General features: G+C 22.0%; 25 protein-coding genes, 1 tRNA gene and 1 pseudogene. 9 read left to right on the forward strand and 18 right to left on the reverse strand.

The annotated features are described in order from the left end of the window. Nucleotide 1 precedes the first annotated feature (1 nt). From pheS to infC, 8 genes are all read right to left on the reverse strand, one after another. A complete protein-coding gene (gene pheS, locus ABWV63_RS03130; RefSeq protein WP_353306770.1) occupies nt 2-1,066 on the reverse strand; it encodes a phenylalanine--tRNA ligase subunit alpha in 1,065 nt (354 codons plus the stop codon). A 64-nt stretch (nt 1,067-1,130) separates the two neighbouring features. Further along, nucleotides 1,131-1,910: an RNA methyltransferase gene (locus ABWV63_RS03135; protein WP_353306771.1), complete on the reverse strand. Its 780-nt coding sequence runs from the start codon at nt 1,908-1,910 to the stop codon at nt 1,131-1,133. Then, entirely contained in the window at nt 1,888-2,595 is a 708-nt protein-coding gene (locus tag ABWV63_RS03140) for a SprT family zinc-dependent metalloprotease (protein ID WP_353306772.1), read from the reverse strand. Before ABWV63_RS03140 ends, ABWV63_RS03135 begins: the two co-directional genes overlap by 23 nt. Before the next feature lie 35 nt (nt 2,596-2,630). Next, nucleotides 2,631-3,134, reverse strand: coding sequence for a dUTP diphosphatase (locus tag ABWV63_RS03145; protein ID WP_353306773.1), 504 nt, complete (start codon nt 3,132-3,134; stop codon nt 2,631-2,633). Nucleotides 3,135-3,165: 31 nt separating this feature from the next. Beyond that, nucleotides 3,166-4,026 carry a hypothetical protein gene (locus ABWV63_RS03150; protein ID WP_353306774.1) on the reverse strand — a complete coding sequence of 287 codons (861 nt, stop codon included), beginning with the start codon at nt 4,024-4,026 and terminating at the stop codon, nt 3,166-3,168. A 177-nt stretch (nt 4,027-4,203) separates the two neighbouring features. Further along, the gene (rplT, locus tag ABWV63_RS03155; protein ID WP_252320320.1) at nt 4,204-4,563 is read right to left on the reverse strand and encodes a 50S ribosomal protein L20; all 360 of its coding nucleotides are present in this window, start codon (nt 4,561-4,563) and stop codon (nt 4,204-4,206) included. Nucleotides 4,564-4,579: 16 nt separating this feature from the next. Next, on the reverse strand, nt 4,580-4,768 hold the full coding sequence (rpmI, locus tag ABWV63_RS03160) for a 50S ribosomal protein L35 (RefSeq protein WP_353306775.1): 189 nt from the start codon (nt 4,766-4,768) through the stop codon (nt 4,580-4,582). A gap of 16 nt (nt 4,769-4,784) precedes the next feature. Next, complete coding sequence (infC, locus tag ABWV63_RS03165; protein WP_353306776.1) at nt 4,785-5,327, reverse strand: translation initiation factor IF-3; 543 nt, start codon at nt 5,325-5,327, stop codon at nt 4,785-4,787. Nucleotides 5,328-5,780: 453 nt separating this feature from the next. On the opposite strand from infC, the gene ABWV63_RS03170 reads away from it, so the two are divergent. From ABWV63_RS03170 to ABWV63_RS03180, 3 genes are all read left to right on the forward strand, one after another. Beyond that, entirely contained in the window at nt 5,781-6,032 is a 252-nt protein-coding gene (locus ABWV63_RS03170) for an IS630 transposase-related protein (protein ID WP_353306777.1), read from the forward strand. A gap of 70 nt (nt 6,033-6,102) precedes the next feature. Next, nucleotides 6,103-6,333 (forward strand): transposase, encoded by a 231-nt coding sequence (locus ABWV63_RS03175; protein WP_353306778.1) that lies wholly within the window; start codon nt 6,103-6,105, stop codon nt 6,331-6,333. Between the two features lie 143 nt (nt 6,334-6,476). Next, nucleotides 6,477-6,782 (forward strand): transposase, encoded by a 306-nt coding sequence (locus ABWV63_RS03180; protein WP_353306779.1) that lies wholly within the window; start codon nt 6,477-6,479, stop codon nt 6,780-6,782. Between the two features lie 297 nt (nt 6,783-7,079). On the opposite strand, the gene tig is transcribed toward ABWV63_RS03180, so the two are convergent. The 3 genes from tig to ABWV63_RS03195 all read right to left on the reverse strand — a co-directional run bounded on the left by tig (nt 7,080) and on the right by ABWV63_RS03195 (nt 9,279). Next, nucleotides 7,080-8,390, reverse strand: coding sequence for a trigger factor (gene tig, locus ABWV63_RS03185; RefSeq protein ID WP_353306780.1), 1,311 nt, complete (start codon nt 8,388-8,390; stop codon nt 7,080-7,082). Nucleotides 8,391-8,405: 15 nt separating this feature from the next. Next, complete coding sequence (locus tag ABWV63_RS03190; RefSeq protein ID WP_353306781.1) at nt 8,406-9,167, reverse strand: DUF3196 family protein; 762 nt, start codon at nt 9,165-9,167, stop codon at nt 8,406-8,408. A 36-nt stretch (nt 9,168-9,203) separates the two neighbouring features. Further along, nucleotides 9,204-9,279, reverse strand: a tRNA-Arg gene (locus ABWV63_RS03195). A gap of 260 nt (nt 9,280-9,539) precedes the next feature. Between ABWV63_RS03195 and ABWV63_RS03200 the strand changes: the two genes are divergently transcribed. The 3 genes from ABWV63_RS03200 to ABWV63_RS03210 all read left to right on the forward strand — a co-directional run bounded on the left by ABWV63_RS03200 (nt 9,540) and on the right by ABWV63_RS03210 (nt 11,374). Next, nucleotides 9,540-9,839, forward strand: a complete 300-nt coding sequence (locus ABWV63_RS03200) for a hypothetical protein (RefSeq protein WP_353306782.1) — start codon at nt 9,540-9,542, stop codon at nt 9,837-9,839. 50 nt (nt 9,840-9,889) lie between these two features. Then, nucleotides 9,890-10,744 (forward strand): transposase family protein, encoded by an 855-nt coding sequence (locus ABWV63_RS03205; RefSeq protein WP_353306783.1) that lies wholly within the window; start codon nt 9,890-9,892, stop codon nt 10,742-10,744. A 255-nt stretch (nt 10,745-10,999) separates the two neighbouring features. Next, entirely contained in the window at nt 11,000-11,374 is a 375-nt protein-coding gene (locus ABWV63_RS03210; RefSeq protein WP_353306784.1) for a transposase, read from the forward strand. A gap of 74 nt (nt 11,375-11,448) precedes the next feature. Here ABWV63_RS03210 and ABWV63_RS03215 read toward each other — a convergent pair whose 3' ends face one another. The 3 genes from ABWV63_RS03215 to ABWV63_RS03225 are packed head-to-tail and all read right to left on the reverse strand — an operon-like array spanning nt 11,449 to nt 12,299. Beyond that, nucleotides 11,449-11,859, reverse strand: a complete 411-nt coding sequence (locus ABWV63_RS03215; RefSeq protein ID WP_353306785.1) for a transposase family protein — start codon at nt 11,857-11,859, stop codon at nt 11,449-11,451. Nucleotides 11,860-11,862: 3 nt separating this feature from the next. Further along, nucleotides 11,863-12,141 carry a transposase family protein gene (locus tag ABWV63_RS03220; RefSeq protein ID WP_353306786.1) on the reverse strand — a complete coding sequence of 93 codons (279 nt, stop codon included), beginning with the start codon at nt 12,139-12,141 and terminating at the stop codon, nt 11,863-11,865. Next, nucleotides 12,126-12,299 (reverse strand): hypothetical protein, encoded by a 174-nt coding sequence (locus tag ABWV63_RS03225; RefSeq protein ID WP_353305528.1) that lies wholly within the window; start codon nt 12,297-12,299, stop codon nt 12,126-12,128. Before ABWV63_RS03225 ends, ABWV63_RS03220 begins: the two co-directional genes overlap by 16 nt. 98 nt (nt 12,300-12,397) lie before the next feature. Between ABWV63_RS03225 and ABWV63_RS03230 the strand changes: the two are divergent. After that, nucleotides 12,398-12,922: pseudogene (locus tag ABWV63_RS03230) on the forward strand (IS256 family transposase); the annotation flags it as partial. 95 nt (nt 12,923-13,017) lie between these two features. Here the strand turns inward: ABWV63_RS03230 and ABWV63_RS03235 are convergent. Genes ABWV63_RS03235 through ABWV63_RS03245 form a run of 3 tightly spaced genes read right to left on the reverse strand, consistent with a single transcriptional unit; the run spans nt 13,018 to nt 13,870 of the window. Then, on the reverse strand, nt 13,018-13,425 hold the full coding sequence (locus ABWV63_RS03235; protein WP_353306787.1) for a transposase family protein: 408 nt from the start codon (nt 13,423-13,425) through the stop codon (nt 13,018-13,020). A 29-nt stretch (nt 13,426-13,454) separates the two neighbouring features. After that, a complete protein-coding gene (locus ABWV63_RS03240) occupies nt 13,455-13,712 on the reverse strand; it encodes a transposase family protein (protein ID WP_353306788.1) in 258 nt (85 codons plus the stop codon). Further along, nucleotides 13,697-13,870 (reverse strand): hypothetical protein, encoded by a 174-nt coding sequence (locus tag ABWV63_RS03245; RefSeq protein WP_353306789.1) that lies wholly within the window; start codon nt 13,868-13,870, stop codon nt 13,697-13,699. Before ABWV63_RS03245 ends, ABWV63_RS03240 begins: the two co-directional genes overlap by 16 nt. 199 nt (nt 13,871-14,069) lie before the next feature. Here ABWV63_RS03245 and ABWV63_RS03250 point away from each other — a divergent pair, with 199 nt between their 5' ends. After that, nucleotides 14,070-14,321 carry a transposase gene (locus tag ABWV63_RS03250; protein WP_353306790.1) on the forward strand — a complete coding sequence of 84 codons (252 nt, stop codon included), beginning with the start codon at nt 14,070-14,072 and terminating at the stop codon, nt 14,319-14,321. Nucleotides 14,322-14,361: 40 nt separating this feature from the next. Then, complete coding sequence (locus ABWV63_RS03255; RefSeq protein ID WP_353306791.1) at nt 14,362-14,781, forward strand: transposase family protein; 420 nt, start codon at nt 14,362-14,364, stop codon at nt 14,779-14,781. A gap of 83 nt (nt 14,782-14,864) precedes the next feature. Here ABWV63_RS03255 and ABWV63_RS03260 read toward each other — a convergent pair whose 3' ends face one another. Beyond that, nucleotides 14,865-15,488 (reverse strand): IS630 family transposase, encoded by a 624-nt coding sequence (locus tag ABWV63_RS03260; RefSeq protein WP_353306792.1) that lies wholly within the window; start codon nt 15,486-15,488, stop codon nt 14,865-14,867. Between the last annotated feature and the right edge of the window lie 60 nt (nt 15,489-15,548).

Below are 15,548 nucleotides of genomic sequence, written 5' to 3' on the forward strand. Positions count from 1 at the left end.
TTTAAAATTGTTTTAAGAATCGAAAATCATTATTATAAAATAATCTGATATCGTCAATGTCATATTTAATCATAGTAATTCTTTCAATGCCTATACCAAAGGCAAAACCTGCTGTTGTTTCGTCTAAACCAGCAGCAATAAAAACATTTGGATGAATCATACCAGCACCTAAAACTTCAATTCAACCAGTATACTTACATAATGAACAACCTTCTGTATTACATTTTGGGCAACTTACATCTACTTCAACTGAAGGCTCCGTAAATGGAAAATAACTAGGACGTAATCTTGTTTTAGTTTCCATACCAAAAAATTGGTGACAAAAATAATTTAATGTTCATTTTAAATTTGCAAAAGTAATGTTAGAACCAACTAAAAAACCATCAACTTGCATAAATTGATGAGAATGAGTAACATCATCATCATCTTTTCGATAAACATTTCCTAAACTAATAATAGCGGTGGTTTCTTTTGAATTTTTATCTTGCTCGCTAAGAATGCGTGCAGTCATATTTGTAGCATGTGTTCTTAATAATCAACGATTAAGTTTGTCATTATTATTTTCAAGATAAAAAGTATCTTGCATATCTCTTGCTGGATGATCAAATGGTAAATTTAAGCGATTAAAATTATATTCTTCATTTTCTACTTCATTACCACTAATGATTTGATAACCCAAATTTTTAAAAATTTCAGATATTTCGGTAACAGTTTTTAATAGAGGATTGATGTGACCAATATTAAAATCAATACCCGGTAGTGTTAAATCAATTTCTGAAGATTTAAGACGCTCATTAATGTTATCTTTCTCAATTTCATTAAATTTTTTTATTATATATTCATTAATTTCTTTTTTTAATTTATTAGCTGCTTGACCAATTTCAATTCTAAAATTATGAGGAAACTTTTCTAAAGATTTTAATATATTATTAATATCCGAATTTTTACCTAAATATTGTGATTTTAAAACTTGCAATTTATGTAAATCAGCAACTTCATCAATATTATTAAATGCTTGCTGTCTAATAATTTCTAATCTTTTTTTTAAATCGTTAACCGCTAACATTCTATTCCTCCATTAATTTGTTAATATGTATAATTAAATTTTTATAATTCAAAATAAGTATAATTTATTTTAATATATTACTAGTAAATAAGCAATACGTTACTATCGCTACACTTGTTGCTAAATTTAATGATTCAACATTAAAAGAAGTTGGAATAAAAATATTACTATTAATTTTATCTTTATACTTTTTATTAATGCCTTGTCCTTCATTGCCAAATAAAAAAGCATTCTTTTGCTTAAAGGTAATTTCAGATAAATTAGTACTATTATCTTCATGTAGAAATGTACCATAAATCATATAATTTGCATTTTTTACTTTTAATAAAAATTGATCAAAATTTTCATAATACACATTAGTATAAAAAATAGCTCCTTGACTTGCGCTAATTACTTTGTGATTATATAAATCAACGCTTTCATTCGATAAATATACTTCAGAGATATTAAAAGCAGCAACACTGCGTAAAATATTTCCTAAATTACCTGGATCTTGAATTGTATCAATTAGAATAATATGAAAAGAATAAAAATAATTTAAAGGTTTAACAATATTACAAACGCCAATTATTGGTTGTGGTTTTTTTTGTTGTGAAATTTTTTTAATAATCATACTATTTACAACAATAACTTCAATATTATTACAATCTTTTAATAAATTTGCATATTTGTCTAAATACTTCTCATCAACATATACTGCAAGTAATCTTTTTTTTAATAATGCAATACTAATTAAATGTTCTCCTTCAATTAAAAACATTTTTTTAACATTGCGATGTTTTCTTTCATGTAATAAAACTAATTTTTGAATTATTGGATTTTTAAGTGAGGTTATTTGTTTCATCCATAACTCCTTGTTTTAATATTTTTTGACAATCTTGAAAATCTGGACAATATTGAGCAACAAAATTTCAAAATGGTTTTTTATGATGAGCATGAATTATATGCGTTAACTCATGAATTATAACATAATCAATTACAGCATAATCAAAATGAATTAATTTATAATTAAGTGTAATGATTTTAGTATTTGGTTGACAAACACCTCATTTATTTAACATCGAACGAATTTTTAGTACTGAAAAATCAATATTCATAATTTCTGATCAATATTGTAAACGACTCATAAAAATATTTTTTGACTCTTCTTTTAAAAATTTTTGAATTTTAATTAATATTTGCTTATCATCTTGAATATTTGTGCATACTACCAAATTATTAAATTCAAAATAAATAATGGTTTTTTTTGAATTATACTTAGTAATTAATTTATATTTTTTACTTAAAAAATAAAGATAACTGTCATTATTATTAATAACAATATTAGGTTTTAATATAGTTTTCTTTTTTAAAATTTTAGGTAAACTTTTTAAAATGAAATCTTCAATTAATTTTTCTTGCATAAAAAATGGAGCACTAATAACAATTTGATCGTTGCGCACTTTTAAATACATATGTTTTTGTTGTTTATATGTAATAATGTACTCTCATTTTGTATTATTATAATTGAAAATTTTAACATTAGTCATTTTAATCTCCTAAATAAAACTATCACTTATTTCCGTTAATAATTTTGTGATTGTCGTAAATGATTTATTTCATTTTTATTAATATAACAAGAAATAATGTCTTCACTATTAAAGTTACATTTTTTACCGATTGTAAAATAAATATTTAATAATTCAAAAAAATCATTACTTGATTTTGATTTAAAAAAAGTTGTAACAAAAGCAAATAAATCAATGAATGCAAGATTAAGATCTTGATAATTTGTTTTTTCTGAAAAACTAAAATTTTTAAAATTAATATTAAGGCTATTACCGATACTAAGAATAAAATGAAGACTATCAATATATTCTTCAAGCATTACTGATTTTTCACTACTTGGTTTTGAACTTCAATATTTAAAACATCTTTGTTCATTTGCAAATTCACCTAATTCAACTAAAAGTGCTAAAAATCTAGAATTTAATGTTTTAATATCGCTAACACCGCGATTAATAATTATTTTTTTATCTAACTCATTTTGAAGTTGGATAATTGTTGAAAATTGTTTTGAATTTAACATAATTAACTCACTTTCTTTTTTTAATTATTAATTAAGATTTCATTATTTTTTTATCTTTTAAATTTAATTTTTTATAAAATTTTGTAATTAATGATTTTTTATCTTTGTAAATAGGATTAATTTTTGTTCCTTTTTCTAAATAAAAAGGAGAGAAATTTTTTATAATAAAAATATATGTTAAAACTAGTAATGAAATACCAACAACAGACATAAATGTAAAACGTAAAATTGGTAACCACACTGAAGTGTCTAATACTTTTTTACCAAAAATTGCTGTATAACCGGCATTTCCAATAAATAAGTAATTAGTACCAAAAGAAGTATTAAAAATAAAAACACCACCACCAAATAAAGTTAAATATAATATACTTTTTTTGATATATATTTTGTCATATTCAATATGACCATATAAATATAAAAGTAAATAAGAAAAAAGAATAATAATATGAATAAAATAATAATTTCAATAAAGAAAATGCTGTGGACCAAAAACTCATTTTGTTTTATCTGGTAATAAAAATGCCAAAATAACAGGGCCAATTAAAGGAAAAGTAATATTAAATAAACTTTTATTAGGAATAATTAATAATATACCACTAGTAATATTAAATACCGAACATAATTGAAAAGGAAAATAATCATACCATTGATAATTATCACCATTCAATCCATGAACAATATAAAAACTAATATATAAAAGTATTTGAAAAATACCTAAACTACATTTAAAACTATAGCACTTACTTAAATTAGAATAAAACCTTTTAAAAATAAATAAACTAATTATCAAGAATAATGATATAGATAAGCCAATTCAATAATGCATACCAAATAAAGGATTAATAACTGCTTGTGGATTACCATCAAAAAATCCAAGAAAAACAAATTGCATAATGGCTCCCTCTTTTTTAAATTTCTTTCTTATTTTTATACTAAGAAGCGAATTTATTTTTTAATTTTACCATTAAATATATTATAAAACAAAGTTTGTAATAAAAAAATATTCTTTGAAATTTATATTAAATACATTTCCAAAACTTATCATAATTTATATAAAATTCGCAATTAATTATTTTGCTAAAGCAGATTTTGATGCCAAAACTAATTTCTCAAATTCTTCTGGTTGATTAATTGATAACTCAGACAATATTTTACGATTAAGATTAATATTAGCTTTATTTAAGCCATCAATAAAACGTGAATATGATAAATCATAATTACGAACAGCTGCATTAATTCTTTGAATTCATAACTTGCGAAACTCACGTTTACAATTTTTACGATCACGATAAGCATATGCTAATGAGTTCATTACTTGTTCATTTGCTGTACGATATAAACTATGTTTTGCTCCATAATATCCTTTTGCTGCTTTTAGTATTTTTTTACGACGATGATTAGTTGTGTAACCGCCTTTAACTCTAGCCATTTATTTTGTCACCTTCCTAAATTAAATCTTTTAAACGCTTATAGTCAGAAGCAGATACTTCACTTCACCCACGTAATTGACGTTTTTGTTTTGTTATTTTATTTTGAGCTAAGTGAGAAACAAAAGCGCCACTACGCATTCATTTACCACTTCCTGTTACTTTAATTCTTTTTTTTAAAGCTTTTTTTGTTTTCATTTTTGGCATATTTTACCTCCTATTATTAATTTTCTTGATTTTTCTTTTTTGGAAAAAGATAAATAGTTTGTATATTTTTTTGTTTTTTATCAAAGTTTTTATCATAAATACAAATATCTTCTAATTCTTTATAAAATTTTGTAATTACTTCAAATCCTGCTTCAGGATTATGTAATTCACGACCACGATATTTTAATGTAACTTTTACTTTGCTACCATTACTTAGAAATTTGCGAGCCTTATTTGCCTTTGTTTTAATATCATTGTTATCAATAACAACACTTAGTCGAATTTCTTTTTCTTCAACAATTGTTAATTTTTGTGCTTTTTTAACTTCTTTTTCCTTTTTTTGTTGTTCAAAACGATATGTATCAAATTTAAACATTTTGCAAACAGGTGGTTTAGCATTTGGTGATATACATAATAGGTCATATCCTAAATCTTCTGCTTTTTTTAAAGCATCATTTTTTTTCATTAAACCATAATTAGTACCATCATTACCAATTAATAAAAATTCATAAAAGGGAATATTACTATTTCATAAATTATCATTATTTTTAAAAGACATACATACCTCCTTTAATTTGCATAAATAAAAGTGTGTTAAAACACACACTCACCACTACAAAAATTTATTTTAAAAATAAAAATTTAAAGCATTGAACCTATAACAACTTAGTTATCAGGTGAGCGTAAAAACTACTTTCTTTATGTCAAGTATTATTATATTAGATTTTTAATAAATTACAAGATTTTTTTAATATGTTAGTACATAAAATTAAATAAAAATAAAAAAACTTACTATATAATTAGCAAGCAAGTCTTTTATTTTTATTTATAACTAACTAAAGTAATGTTTACTCATAAATAATGTAAAATAATAATATGTAATTTAAACAGTTTTTGAATTTAAAAGTACAATTCAGAAATATTTAAAATAGATTAGGAAGATTAAATTATACCAAAACCATACAGTGAAGACTTACGAAGAAAAGTAATAGAAGCCTATGAAAGTAAAAACATGAAAATTAAAGAAATTTGTAAAGTGTTCAATATCACTAGAAAGACTTTATTCTTATGAAGAAAAAGAAAAAAAGAAACTGGGTATATAAAACCAATTTTGAATTATCAAAAAGGACATAGCCACAAAATAAAGGATTTAGATGAATTAAAAAATTATTTAGTGCAACATAAAGATGTTACAGTTCAAAAAGTGATTGAAAAATTTGGTGATATGACTAAAGAAATAGTTTATAACTATTTCAAAAACTAAATTATACATATAAAAAACTTTTCTATATGAACAAAGAGATAAAAATAAACAAGAAGATTTTTTAAAAGAAATGGCTAAAATAATGAATGAAGATTTAGTATATATTGATGAATCTGGAATTGATGATAATGAATTTTATAAATATGGTTGATCTGAAAAAGGTAAAAGATTAGTTGATAATAAACCCGCATATAAAATAAAAAGAATGAGTATAATTGGTTCACTAAATAAAGGTAAATTAAAAGCCCTATGAGCATTTGAAGGACATTGCAACAGTAAAATTTTTGAATCATATAGCTAACTAAAGTAATGTTTACTCATATCTTGAAAAACAAAATCAATAGCTTTTCGGTAATGTTTAGTAATCTGTGTAACTTACAAAAATAACTATGTTTAATTAATTATAGTAAATAAAATTAAATAACTAGAAAGAGTGAGTTACGTATGTCTAAAAAAAATATTAATAATAATGATCCGATATCAAAAGCAGTAGATTTATTATTAGAAAATACTGAAGATTTAACAACAGTTTTTAAAGAGGGAGGTTTATATAAAGAATTAACAAAAAGATTAGTTGAAAAAATGTTGAATTCTGAAATGCAAAATTATTTAGGATATGAAAAAAATCAACATAATACTAGTGAAAATGCTCGTAATGGTATAAGTTCAAAAAAATTAATAGCCAACAAGGCAAAATTGAGATTAATGTACCACGAGAGAGGCTTTGTAAAAAGATACACAGATTTTTAAAAAGCCTCTTCAACTTCACTATATATTTCAAACAATCGTTTTCATTTTGAAATATGCTATTGAATTCATTTCAATTCATTTTTTCCTCCACACTAGTACATGTGGGGATAATTTCCTTTTTGATTTATACTATACTATTACAGCAGCACTTATTAATTCATATTTAATTTATACCAGTAATATTTTATTACATTTATTTTTTTTATAATTTTTACTTTTTGAAAAAAAATAAACGATAAAATAACCTAATTATTAAATTGGTAATTAGGTTATATAATAATTATCAAATTAAATTAATTAAGCACTTGTTGTTTGATTTTGGTTTTTACCGTTACTTTCTCATAATAAATCAAAGGCTTTATTACGTTTTAGGGTAGTAATTACTAAACTTAAATCTTTAATATTTGCTTTAACTTCTTCAATGCTTATTTTAAATTGGTCGGCAAATGTTTTGAATTGTTTTTGAACTTCTTCTTCGGTAATTTCTATTTTTTCTTTTTTAATAATTTCTTCAATAACTAAAAAATTCTGAAGTTGCATAATTGCATCCTTTTTTATTTCATTAATAATTTCTTCATGAGATAAACCGGTTGCTGCCATATAGTTTTCAATTGTAAAGTTTTGATTAGCTAATTGTTTTTTAAATTCATTTTCTAAACGTTCAGTTTCATTTTTAACAGCAAAATTTGGAATTATTATTTTTGAATCTTTGACAATTTTAGCAATAAGTTCTTCCATAAATCGTTCCTTAATTGTCATTGTTTTTTGTACTTCAATTTGTTTTTTAATATTTTCTAATAATTGTTCAGTAATAGTAACATCCGGAATGTTAACATCTTTTACTAACTCTTCTAAATCTTCATTAATAACTTTTGTTTTTATTTCGTTTAATTCAATTTCAAATTGTACTAATTTTCCTTTTAAATTTGGAACATGATAATCTTCTGGGAAAGTTAGTTCAATAGTTTTTTTAGATTTAGATTCCATACCTATCATTCCTTCTTCGAAACCAGGAATAAATTTACCAGAACCAATTTCTAATTCCATGTTTTTAGCTTCACCGCCAGGGAATTTTTTACCTTCTAAAAAACCAGTAAAATTAAAAAGCGCAGTATCACCTTTTTCTAATTTTCCTTTTTCTTTTGGATTAAAAATAGCAAAACGATCTTGTAATAGTTTAATTTGGTTATCAATTTCTTCTTGATTAACAGTTGCTACAGGTTTTACTATGTCAATACCACGATATTTACCAATAGTAATTTCTGCTGGTAAATCAAATACAAACATTATTTCACACTCTTTAATAGTAGATTTTTCCACATTAACTTCGGGTTGATTAGTAGGCATTAAGTTAGGTTTTTGTTTTAAGGCAAAATCATAAGCAATAGTAATAACTGCTTTTGTTGCTGTTTGTAAAGTTTGTTCTTCAGTTACATGTTTTTTAGCCATTTTAGTAGGAACTTTTCCTTTACGAAATCCAGGAATTTCTACTTGTGCAATCAATTTATTTTCAGCTTTTGCTAATTGATCTTTTCAAGGTTTAGCATCAATGGTAACATGTCATTTTCCAAGACCATTTTTTTCATCTTTTATAATATTTAATGTCATTTTTCAAATCTCTCCTTATGTAATTTGTTGTTGAATCATAATACTTAAGTATTTTTTTATTAAAATAGTAGTAGTTTTAAATTTTTTAGCACTTTCTACCAATTTTACACTAATAAATTGTAAACTACAAGCACGAATATACAAAGCAGCTGCTAATGCTGCTGCTTGATTTTTATTAGGTAATGTTGGAAACAAATTCTCGAAATAACTATCCAATAAAAACAAGCAAATACCATAAATACCTGGATTATCAATATGAACTTCATCTTCAAATATTTTTGTAATCTTTAAATAAACGAGTGATTCTTGTCATTGTGTTATTTTTTTTGGATTAATTTTAAATGTATCATGACCTTTTATTACTTCTATTTCTTCATCAATACCTTGATTATTTAATATAAATAATAGTTGTGTTTTATTTATATTATTTATATTTTTATTTGTAAGATAAATCTTAATTATTGGCAAAATTAACCTAGCATTATGACTTTGTAAATAATAAAATGCCACCGGATGAAGATCTTCATCAAATGGATTCATTAATACATGACTTATTCTCTCTAAATTTCACTCATGACTTTCATCTTTACTATTTAATCTAATATGAGTAGTAATATTATGGTGTAACTCTTGTAATTTAACTTCATTATGAATAGGAATATAAGGCATCTCTAATTCATGTTTGACCAACTTCATTGCTTGATCTCATTTATTTTCACTAATGAGGTGGTTAATTTTACCAATAATGTCTTGATAATAATTGTCATGATTTATCATTATTTAGTTAAACCTTCTTAGTATTTTAAAATTTAATGGCGCCCACGAGAAGATTCGAACTTCTGGCCCCCGCCTTAGAAGGGCGGTGCTCTATCCACTGAGCTACGTGGGCATAACATTTACCATAAGTAATCTTAACTTGTTTGATTAAAAAATGCAATTATTAATTGGCTACTTTTCAATAAAATAATAATAATAATATATTTAATATTATTTTGATATTTCATTATGTACCTTTAATTAATATTTTTATTTTTTTATATTATAATATTTTTTGTAATTTAATAATTATTCATTCCTAATATAGAAATTATTTCTATATTAGGATTTTTATTAAATTAAATATTGAAAAAGAAAAGGAAGAAAAGTATTATGCCTAGTGAAATAAGTACAAAAAGAAAAGTAATTGCTGGTGTCACAATAACTATAGGAACATTAACAACAACTGCAGGAATAACAACAGCTTGTGTTGCTGCAGCACCTATGACTGGTCGTTCTTCATTATTACCAGTTGCTATTGGTACAATTGCTGTTGGTACAACTTTAATAGCTGGTGGAATGGCTACTAATACAAATTTTGGAAGAAAAGAATCAAGAATTAACAAATTTTTAAGAACAAATCCTAAGACATATTCCGTAAATAAATTTTTTAAAAGTCAATTAATAATTTAAAATTTATTTTATAATTTCTTTATTAATAAATTAATAAGGTGTTGATAAAAATGAATTTTGAAAATTTAAAAAAATTAAAAAATGAACAATTTTATAGATATTTTGGTATAAAACGTTTTCATTTTGATGAAATTTTAACAAAATTAATGGAAATAGAAAATTTAAAAAAAACTAAAGGTAGAAAATATAAACTTTCAGTTGAAGAAAGATTGATGATGACTTTAGTATACTGAAAAGAATATTATACTTTTTTCCAAATGAGTATTAAATATAAAATGAGTGCATCAAGTTGTTTTCGAAATATTACTTGAGTAGAAAATAAACTTAGTGATGACAAAGATTATCAGTTTTTAAAAACAAAATATAAATCAAAAATTGAGAAAAAACAAGAAGATTTAAATGAATTTCGATTTTATTTAATTGATTCAACTGAAATTGAAATTGAAAGACCAACTAAAAAAAAACTACAGTTAGGATATTTTTCTGGTAAAAGTTGAATGTTTTCTATAAAATTTCAAATTATATATGACTTTTTTAATAAAAAAATTGTTGATATTTTTGCTGATAATGGAAAAGTACATGATTTTCAAATATTAAAAAATTCAAATCTTGAATTTTCAGAAAAAACAATAATTATTGGTGATTTGGGATATCAAGGAATACAAAATATTTATAAAAATACTATATTGCCAATTAAAAAAACTAAAAATAAAAAATTAACTAAACAAGAAAAAATCTACAATAAAATTATTTCAAAAATTAGAATTAAAGTTGAACATGTTTTTGCTTGATTAAAAAGATTCAAAATTTTAATAAATAAATGTAGAAAAAGTATATTTAGACTTATGTACTTAAGATTTAACTTACTTTGTGAAATTTTTAATAAAACAAAATCATTAAAATAAAAAATATTTTTAATATTTTTTAAAAATTTAAATTTTTATCAAGTTAATATAAAAATAATATTAACAATTTTTGTGTTTTAAATATAAATTTATTTTTAAAGTATTTTTTTAAAAATATTAACTTCTATAATTATTAACACTAAAAAATTTATAAATATTATTATTGACAATTGATTAAATTTATTTACGGAATATGTCTTATGTTTAATTAATTCTAGTAAATAAAATTAAATAAATAGAAAGAGTGAGTTACTTATGTCTAAAAAACAAAATATTAATAATAATGATCCAATATCAAAAGCAGTAGATTTATTACTAGAAAATACTGAAGATTTAACAACAGTTTTTAAAGAGGGAGTTTTATATAAAGAATTAACAAAAAGATTATTTGAAAAAATGTTGAATTCTGAAATGCAAAATTATTTAGGATATGAAAAAAATCAACATAATACTAGTGAAAATGCTCGCAATGGTATAAATTCAAAAAAATTAATAACCCAACAAGGTAAAATTGAGATTAATGTACCACGAGATCGTAATAGTAATTTTGAGCCAGTAAATAGTCGCAAAAAGACAAAGAAGATTTGATGGTTTTGATCAACAAGTTCTTTCATTAGACATATTCCGTAAATAAATTTAATCAATTGTCAATAACAATATTTATAAATTTTTTAGTGTTAATAATTATAGAAGTTAATATTTTTTTATTTTAATGGTTTTGTTTTATTAAAAATTTCACAAAGTAAGTTAAATCTTAAGTACATAAGTCTAAATATACTTTTTCTACATTTATTTATTAAAATTTTGAATCTTTTTAATCAAGCAAAAACATGTTCAACTTTAATTCTAATTTTTGAAATAATTTTATTGTAGATTTTTTCTTGTTTAGTTAATTTTTTATTTTTAGTTTTTTTAATTGGTAATATAGTATTTTTATAAATATTTTGTATTCCTTGATATCCCGAATCACCAATAATTATTGTTTTTTCTGAAAATTCAAGATTTGAATTTTTTAATATTTGAAAATCATGTACTTTTCCATTATCAGCAAAAATATCAACAATTTTTTTATTAAAAAGTCATATATAATTTGAAATTTTATAGAAAACATTCAACTTTTACCAGAAAAATATTCTAACTGTAGTTTTTTTAGTTGGTTTTTCAATTTCAATTTCAGTTGAATCAATTAAATAAAATTGAAATTCATTTAAATCTTCTTGTTTTTTCTCAATTTTTGATTTATATTTTGTTTTTAAAAACTGATAATCTTTGTCATCACTAAGTTTATTTTCTACTCAAGTAATATTTCGAAAACAACTTGATGCACTCATTTTATATTTAATACTCATTTGGAAAAAAGTATAATATTCTTTTCAGTATACTAAAGTCATCATCAATCTTTCTTCAACTGAAAGTTTATATTTTCTACCTTTAGTTTTTTTAAATTTTCTATTTCAATTAATTTTGTTAACATTTCATCAAAATGAAAACGTTTTATACCAAAATATCTATAAAATTGTTCATTTTTTAATTTTTTTAAATTTTCAAAATTCATTTTTATCAACACCTTATTAATTTATTAATAAAGAAATTATAAAATAAATTTTAAATTATTAATTGACTTTTAAAAAATTTATTTACGGAATATGTCTATTATATGCCAAAGGCATGACTTTATAAGATATTAGAATGCAGTTACAAGAGTTATATCATGGTGCTGATATTAGTGAAAGTGTTATTAGTCAAATTACTGATGATGTTATTGATGATGTTAAAGAATGACAAAATCGGCCATTAGAAAGTGTTTATCCGATTGTTTATTTTGATTATATAGTAGTTAAAGTACGACAAGATAAACGCATTATTAACAAATCAGTTTATATAGCACTAGGAGTTGATTTAGAAGGTAAAAAAGATGTTTTAGGTTTATGAATTAGTGAAAATTAAGGTTCTAAGTTTTGATTATCTAATTTCACAGAAATGAAAAATCGAGGCTTAAATGATATTCTTATTGCTTGTAGTGACAATTTAACAGGAATGTCAGAAGCAATACAATCAGTTTATCCTAAAACCGAACATCAATTATGCATAGTTCATCAAATTAGAAATAGTTTAAAATATGTTTCATACAAACATAGAAAATCACTAGTTACAGATTTAAAACCAATTTATAGTGCATGTAGTAGACATATTCCGTAAATAAATTTAATCAATTGTCAATAATAATATTTATAAATTTTTTAGTGTTAATAATTATAGAAGTTAATATTTTTTTATTTTAATGGTTTTGTGTTATTAAAAATTTCACAAAGTAAGTTAAATCTTAAGTACATAAGTCTAAATATACTTTTTCTACATTTATTTATTAAAATTTTGAATCTTTTTAATCAAGCAAAAACATGTTCAAATTTAATTCTAATTTTTGAAATAATTTTATTGTAGATTTTTTCTTGTTTAGTTAATTTTTTATTTTTAGTTTTTTTAATTGGTAATATAGTATTTTTATAAATATTTTGTATTCCTTGATATCCCAAATCACCAATAATTATTGTTTTTTCTGAAAATTCAAGATTTGAATTTTTTAATATTTGAAAATCATGTGCTTTTCCATTATCAGCAAAAATATCAACAATTTTTTTATTAAAAAAGTCATATATAATTTGAAATTTTATAGAAAACATTCAACTTTTACCAGAAAAATATTCTACCTTTAGTTTTTTTTAGTTGGTCTTTCAATTTCAATTTCAGTTGAATCAATTAAATAAAATTGAAATTCATTTAAATCTTCTTTTTTTTTCTCAATTTTTGATTTATATTTTGTTTTTAAAAACTGATAATCTTTGTCATCACTAAGTTTATTTTCTACTCAAGTAATATTTCGAAAACAACTTGATGCACTCATTTTATATTTAATACTCATTTGGAAAAAAGTATAATATTCTTTTCAGTATACTAAAGTCGTCATCAATCTTTCTTCAACTGAAATTTTATATTTTCTACCTTTAGTTTTTTTAAATTTTCTATTTCAATTAATTTTGTTAACATTTCATCAAAATGAAAACGTTTTATACCAAAATATCTATAAAATTGTTCATTTTTTAATTTTTTTAAATTTTCAAAATTCATTTTTATCAACACCTTATTAATTTATTAATAAAGAAATTATAAAATAAATTTTAAATTATTAATTGACTTTTAAAAAATTTATTTACGGAATATGTCTGGTGAAGAACAAGCAATGCAAGCTTTAGAATCTTTTGAAAGTAAATTAAATAAACAATATCCTCAAATTGCTAAATCATGATATAAAAATTAAGATAATTTAATGGTTTTTATTAGTTATCCTGCAGAAATCAAAAGAGTGATTTATACAACAAATGCTATTGAATCTGTTAATAGTCAATTACGAAAAGTTATTAGAAATAAAAAAGTTTTTCCAAATGATATGGAAGTTTTTAAAATATTTTACTTAGCAATTGAAAATATAACAAAAAAATGAACACTGCCCATTCAAAATTGAAATACAGCAATTGCTCATTTTATGATAAAATTTGAAGATAGAATTAATCTAAACTAGTAACTTTGTAAAAAGATACACAGATTTTTAAAAAGCCTCAATGTTTTCTATAAAATTTCAAATTATATATGACTTTTTTAATAAAAAAATTGTTGATATTTTTGCTGATAATGGAAAAGTACATGATTTTCAAATATTAAAAAATTCAAATCTTGAATTTTCAGAAAAAACAATAATTATTGGTGATTTGGGATATCAAGGAATACAAAATATTTATAAAAATACTATATTACCAATTAAAAAAACTAAAAATAAAAAATTAACTAAACAAGAAAAAATCTACAATAAAATTATTTCAAAAATTAGAATTAAAGTTGAACATGTTTTTGCTTGATTAAAAATATTCAAAATTTTAATAAATAAATGTAGAAAAAGTATATTTAGACTTATGTACTTAAGATTTAACTTACTTTTTGAAATTTTTAATAAAAAAACCATTAAAATAAAAAAATATTTTTAATATTTTTTTAAAAATTTAAATTTTTATCAAGTTAATATAAAAATAATATTAACAATTTTTGTGTTTGAAATATAAATTTATTTTTAAAGTATTTTTTTAAAAATATTAACTTCTATAATTATTAACACTAAAAAATTTATAAATATTATTATTGACAATTGATTAAATTTATTTACGGAATATGTCTTATGTTTTATAGCGAATCAAAAATGTTCAATTGGATTTAAATTAGGACAATATGGCGGAAGAAATAATAGTTTGCATCCAGCATTTTCAATTAATTGTTGTGTTAATTTAGATTTATGAAACTTTGCATTATCTAAAACTATAATTTGTCCACGCTTTAATACTGGAATTAGTATATTTTTTACATATGATTCAAAAATTTTACTGTTGCAATGTCCTTCAAATGCTCATAGGGCTTTTAATTTACCTTTATTTAGTGAACCAATTATACTCATTCTTTTTATTTTATATGTGGGTTTATTATCAAATAATCTTTTACCTTTTTCAGATCAACCATATTTATAAAATTCATTATCATCAATTCCAGATTCATCAATATATACTAAATCTTCATTCATTATTTTAGCTATTTCTTTTAAAAAATATTCTTGTTTATTTTTATCTCTTTGTTCATATAGAAAAGTTTTTTTATATGTATAATTTAGTTTTTTGAAATAGTTATAAACTGTTTCTTTAGTCATATCACCAAATTTTTCAATTACTTTTTGAACTGTAATATCTTTATTTTGCGCTAAATAATT

The organism is Spiroplasma ixodetis (genome assembly GCF_040369795.1).
Classification (GTDB): Bacteria; Bacillota_I; Bacilli_A; order Mycoplasmatales; family VBWQ01; genus Spiroplasma_E; species Spiroplasma_E ixodetis_B.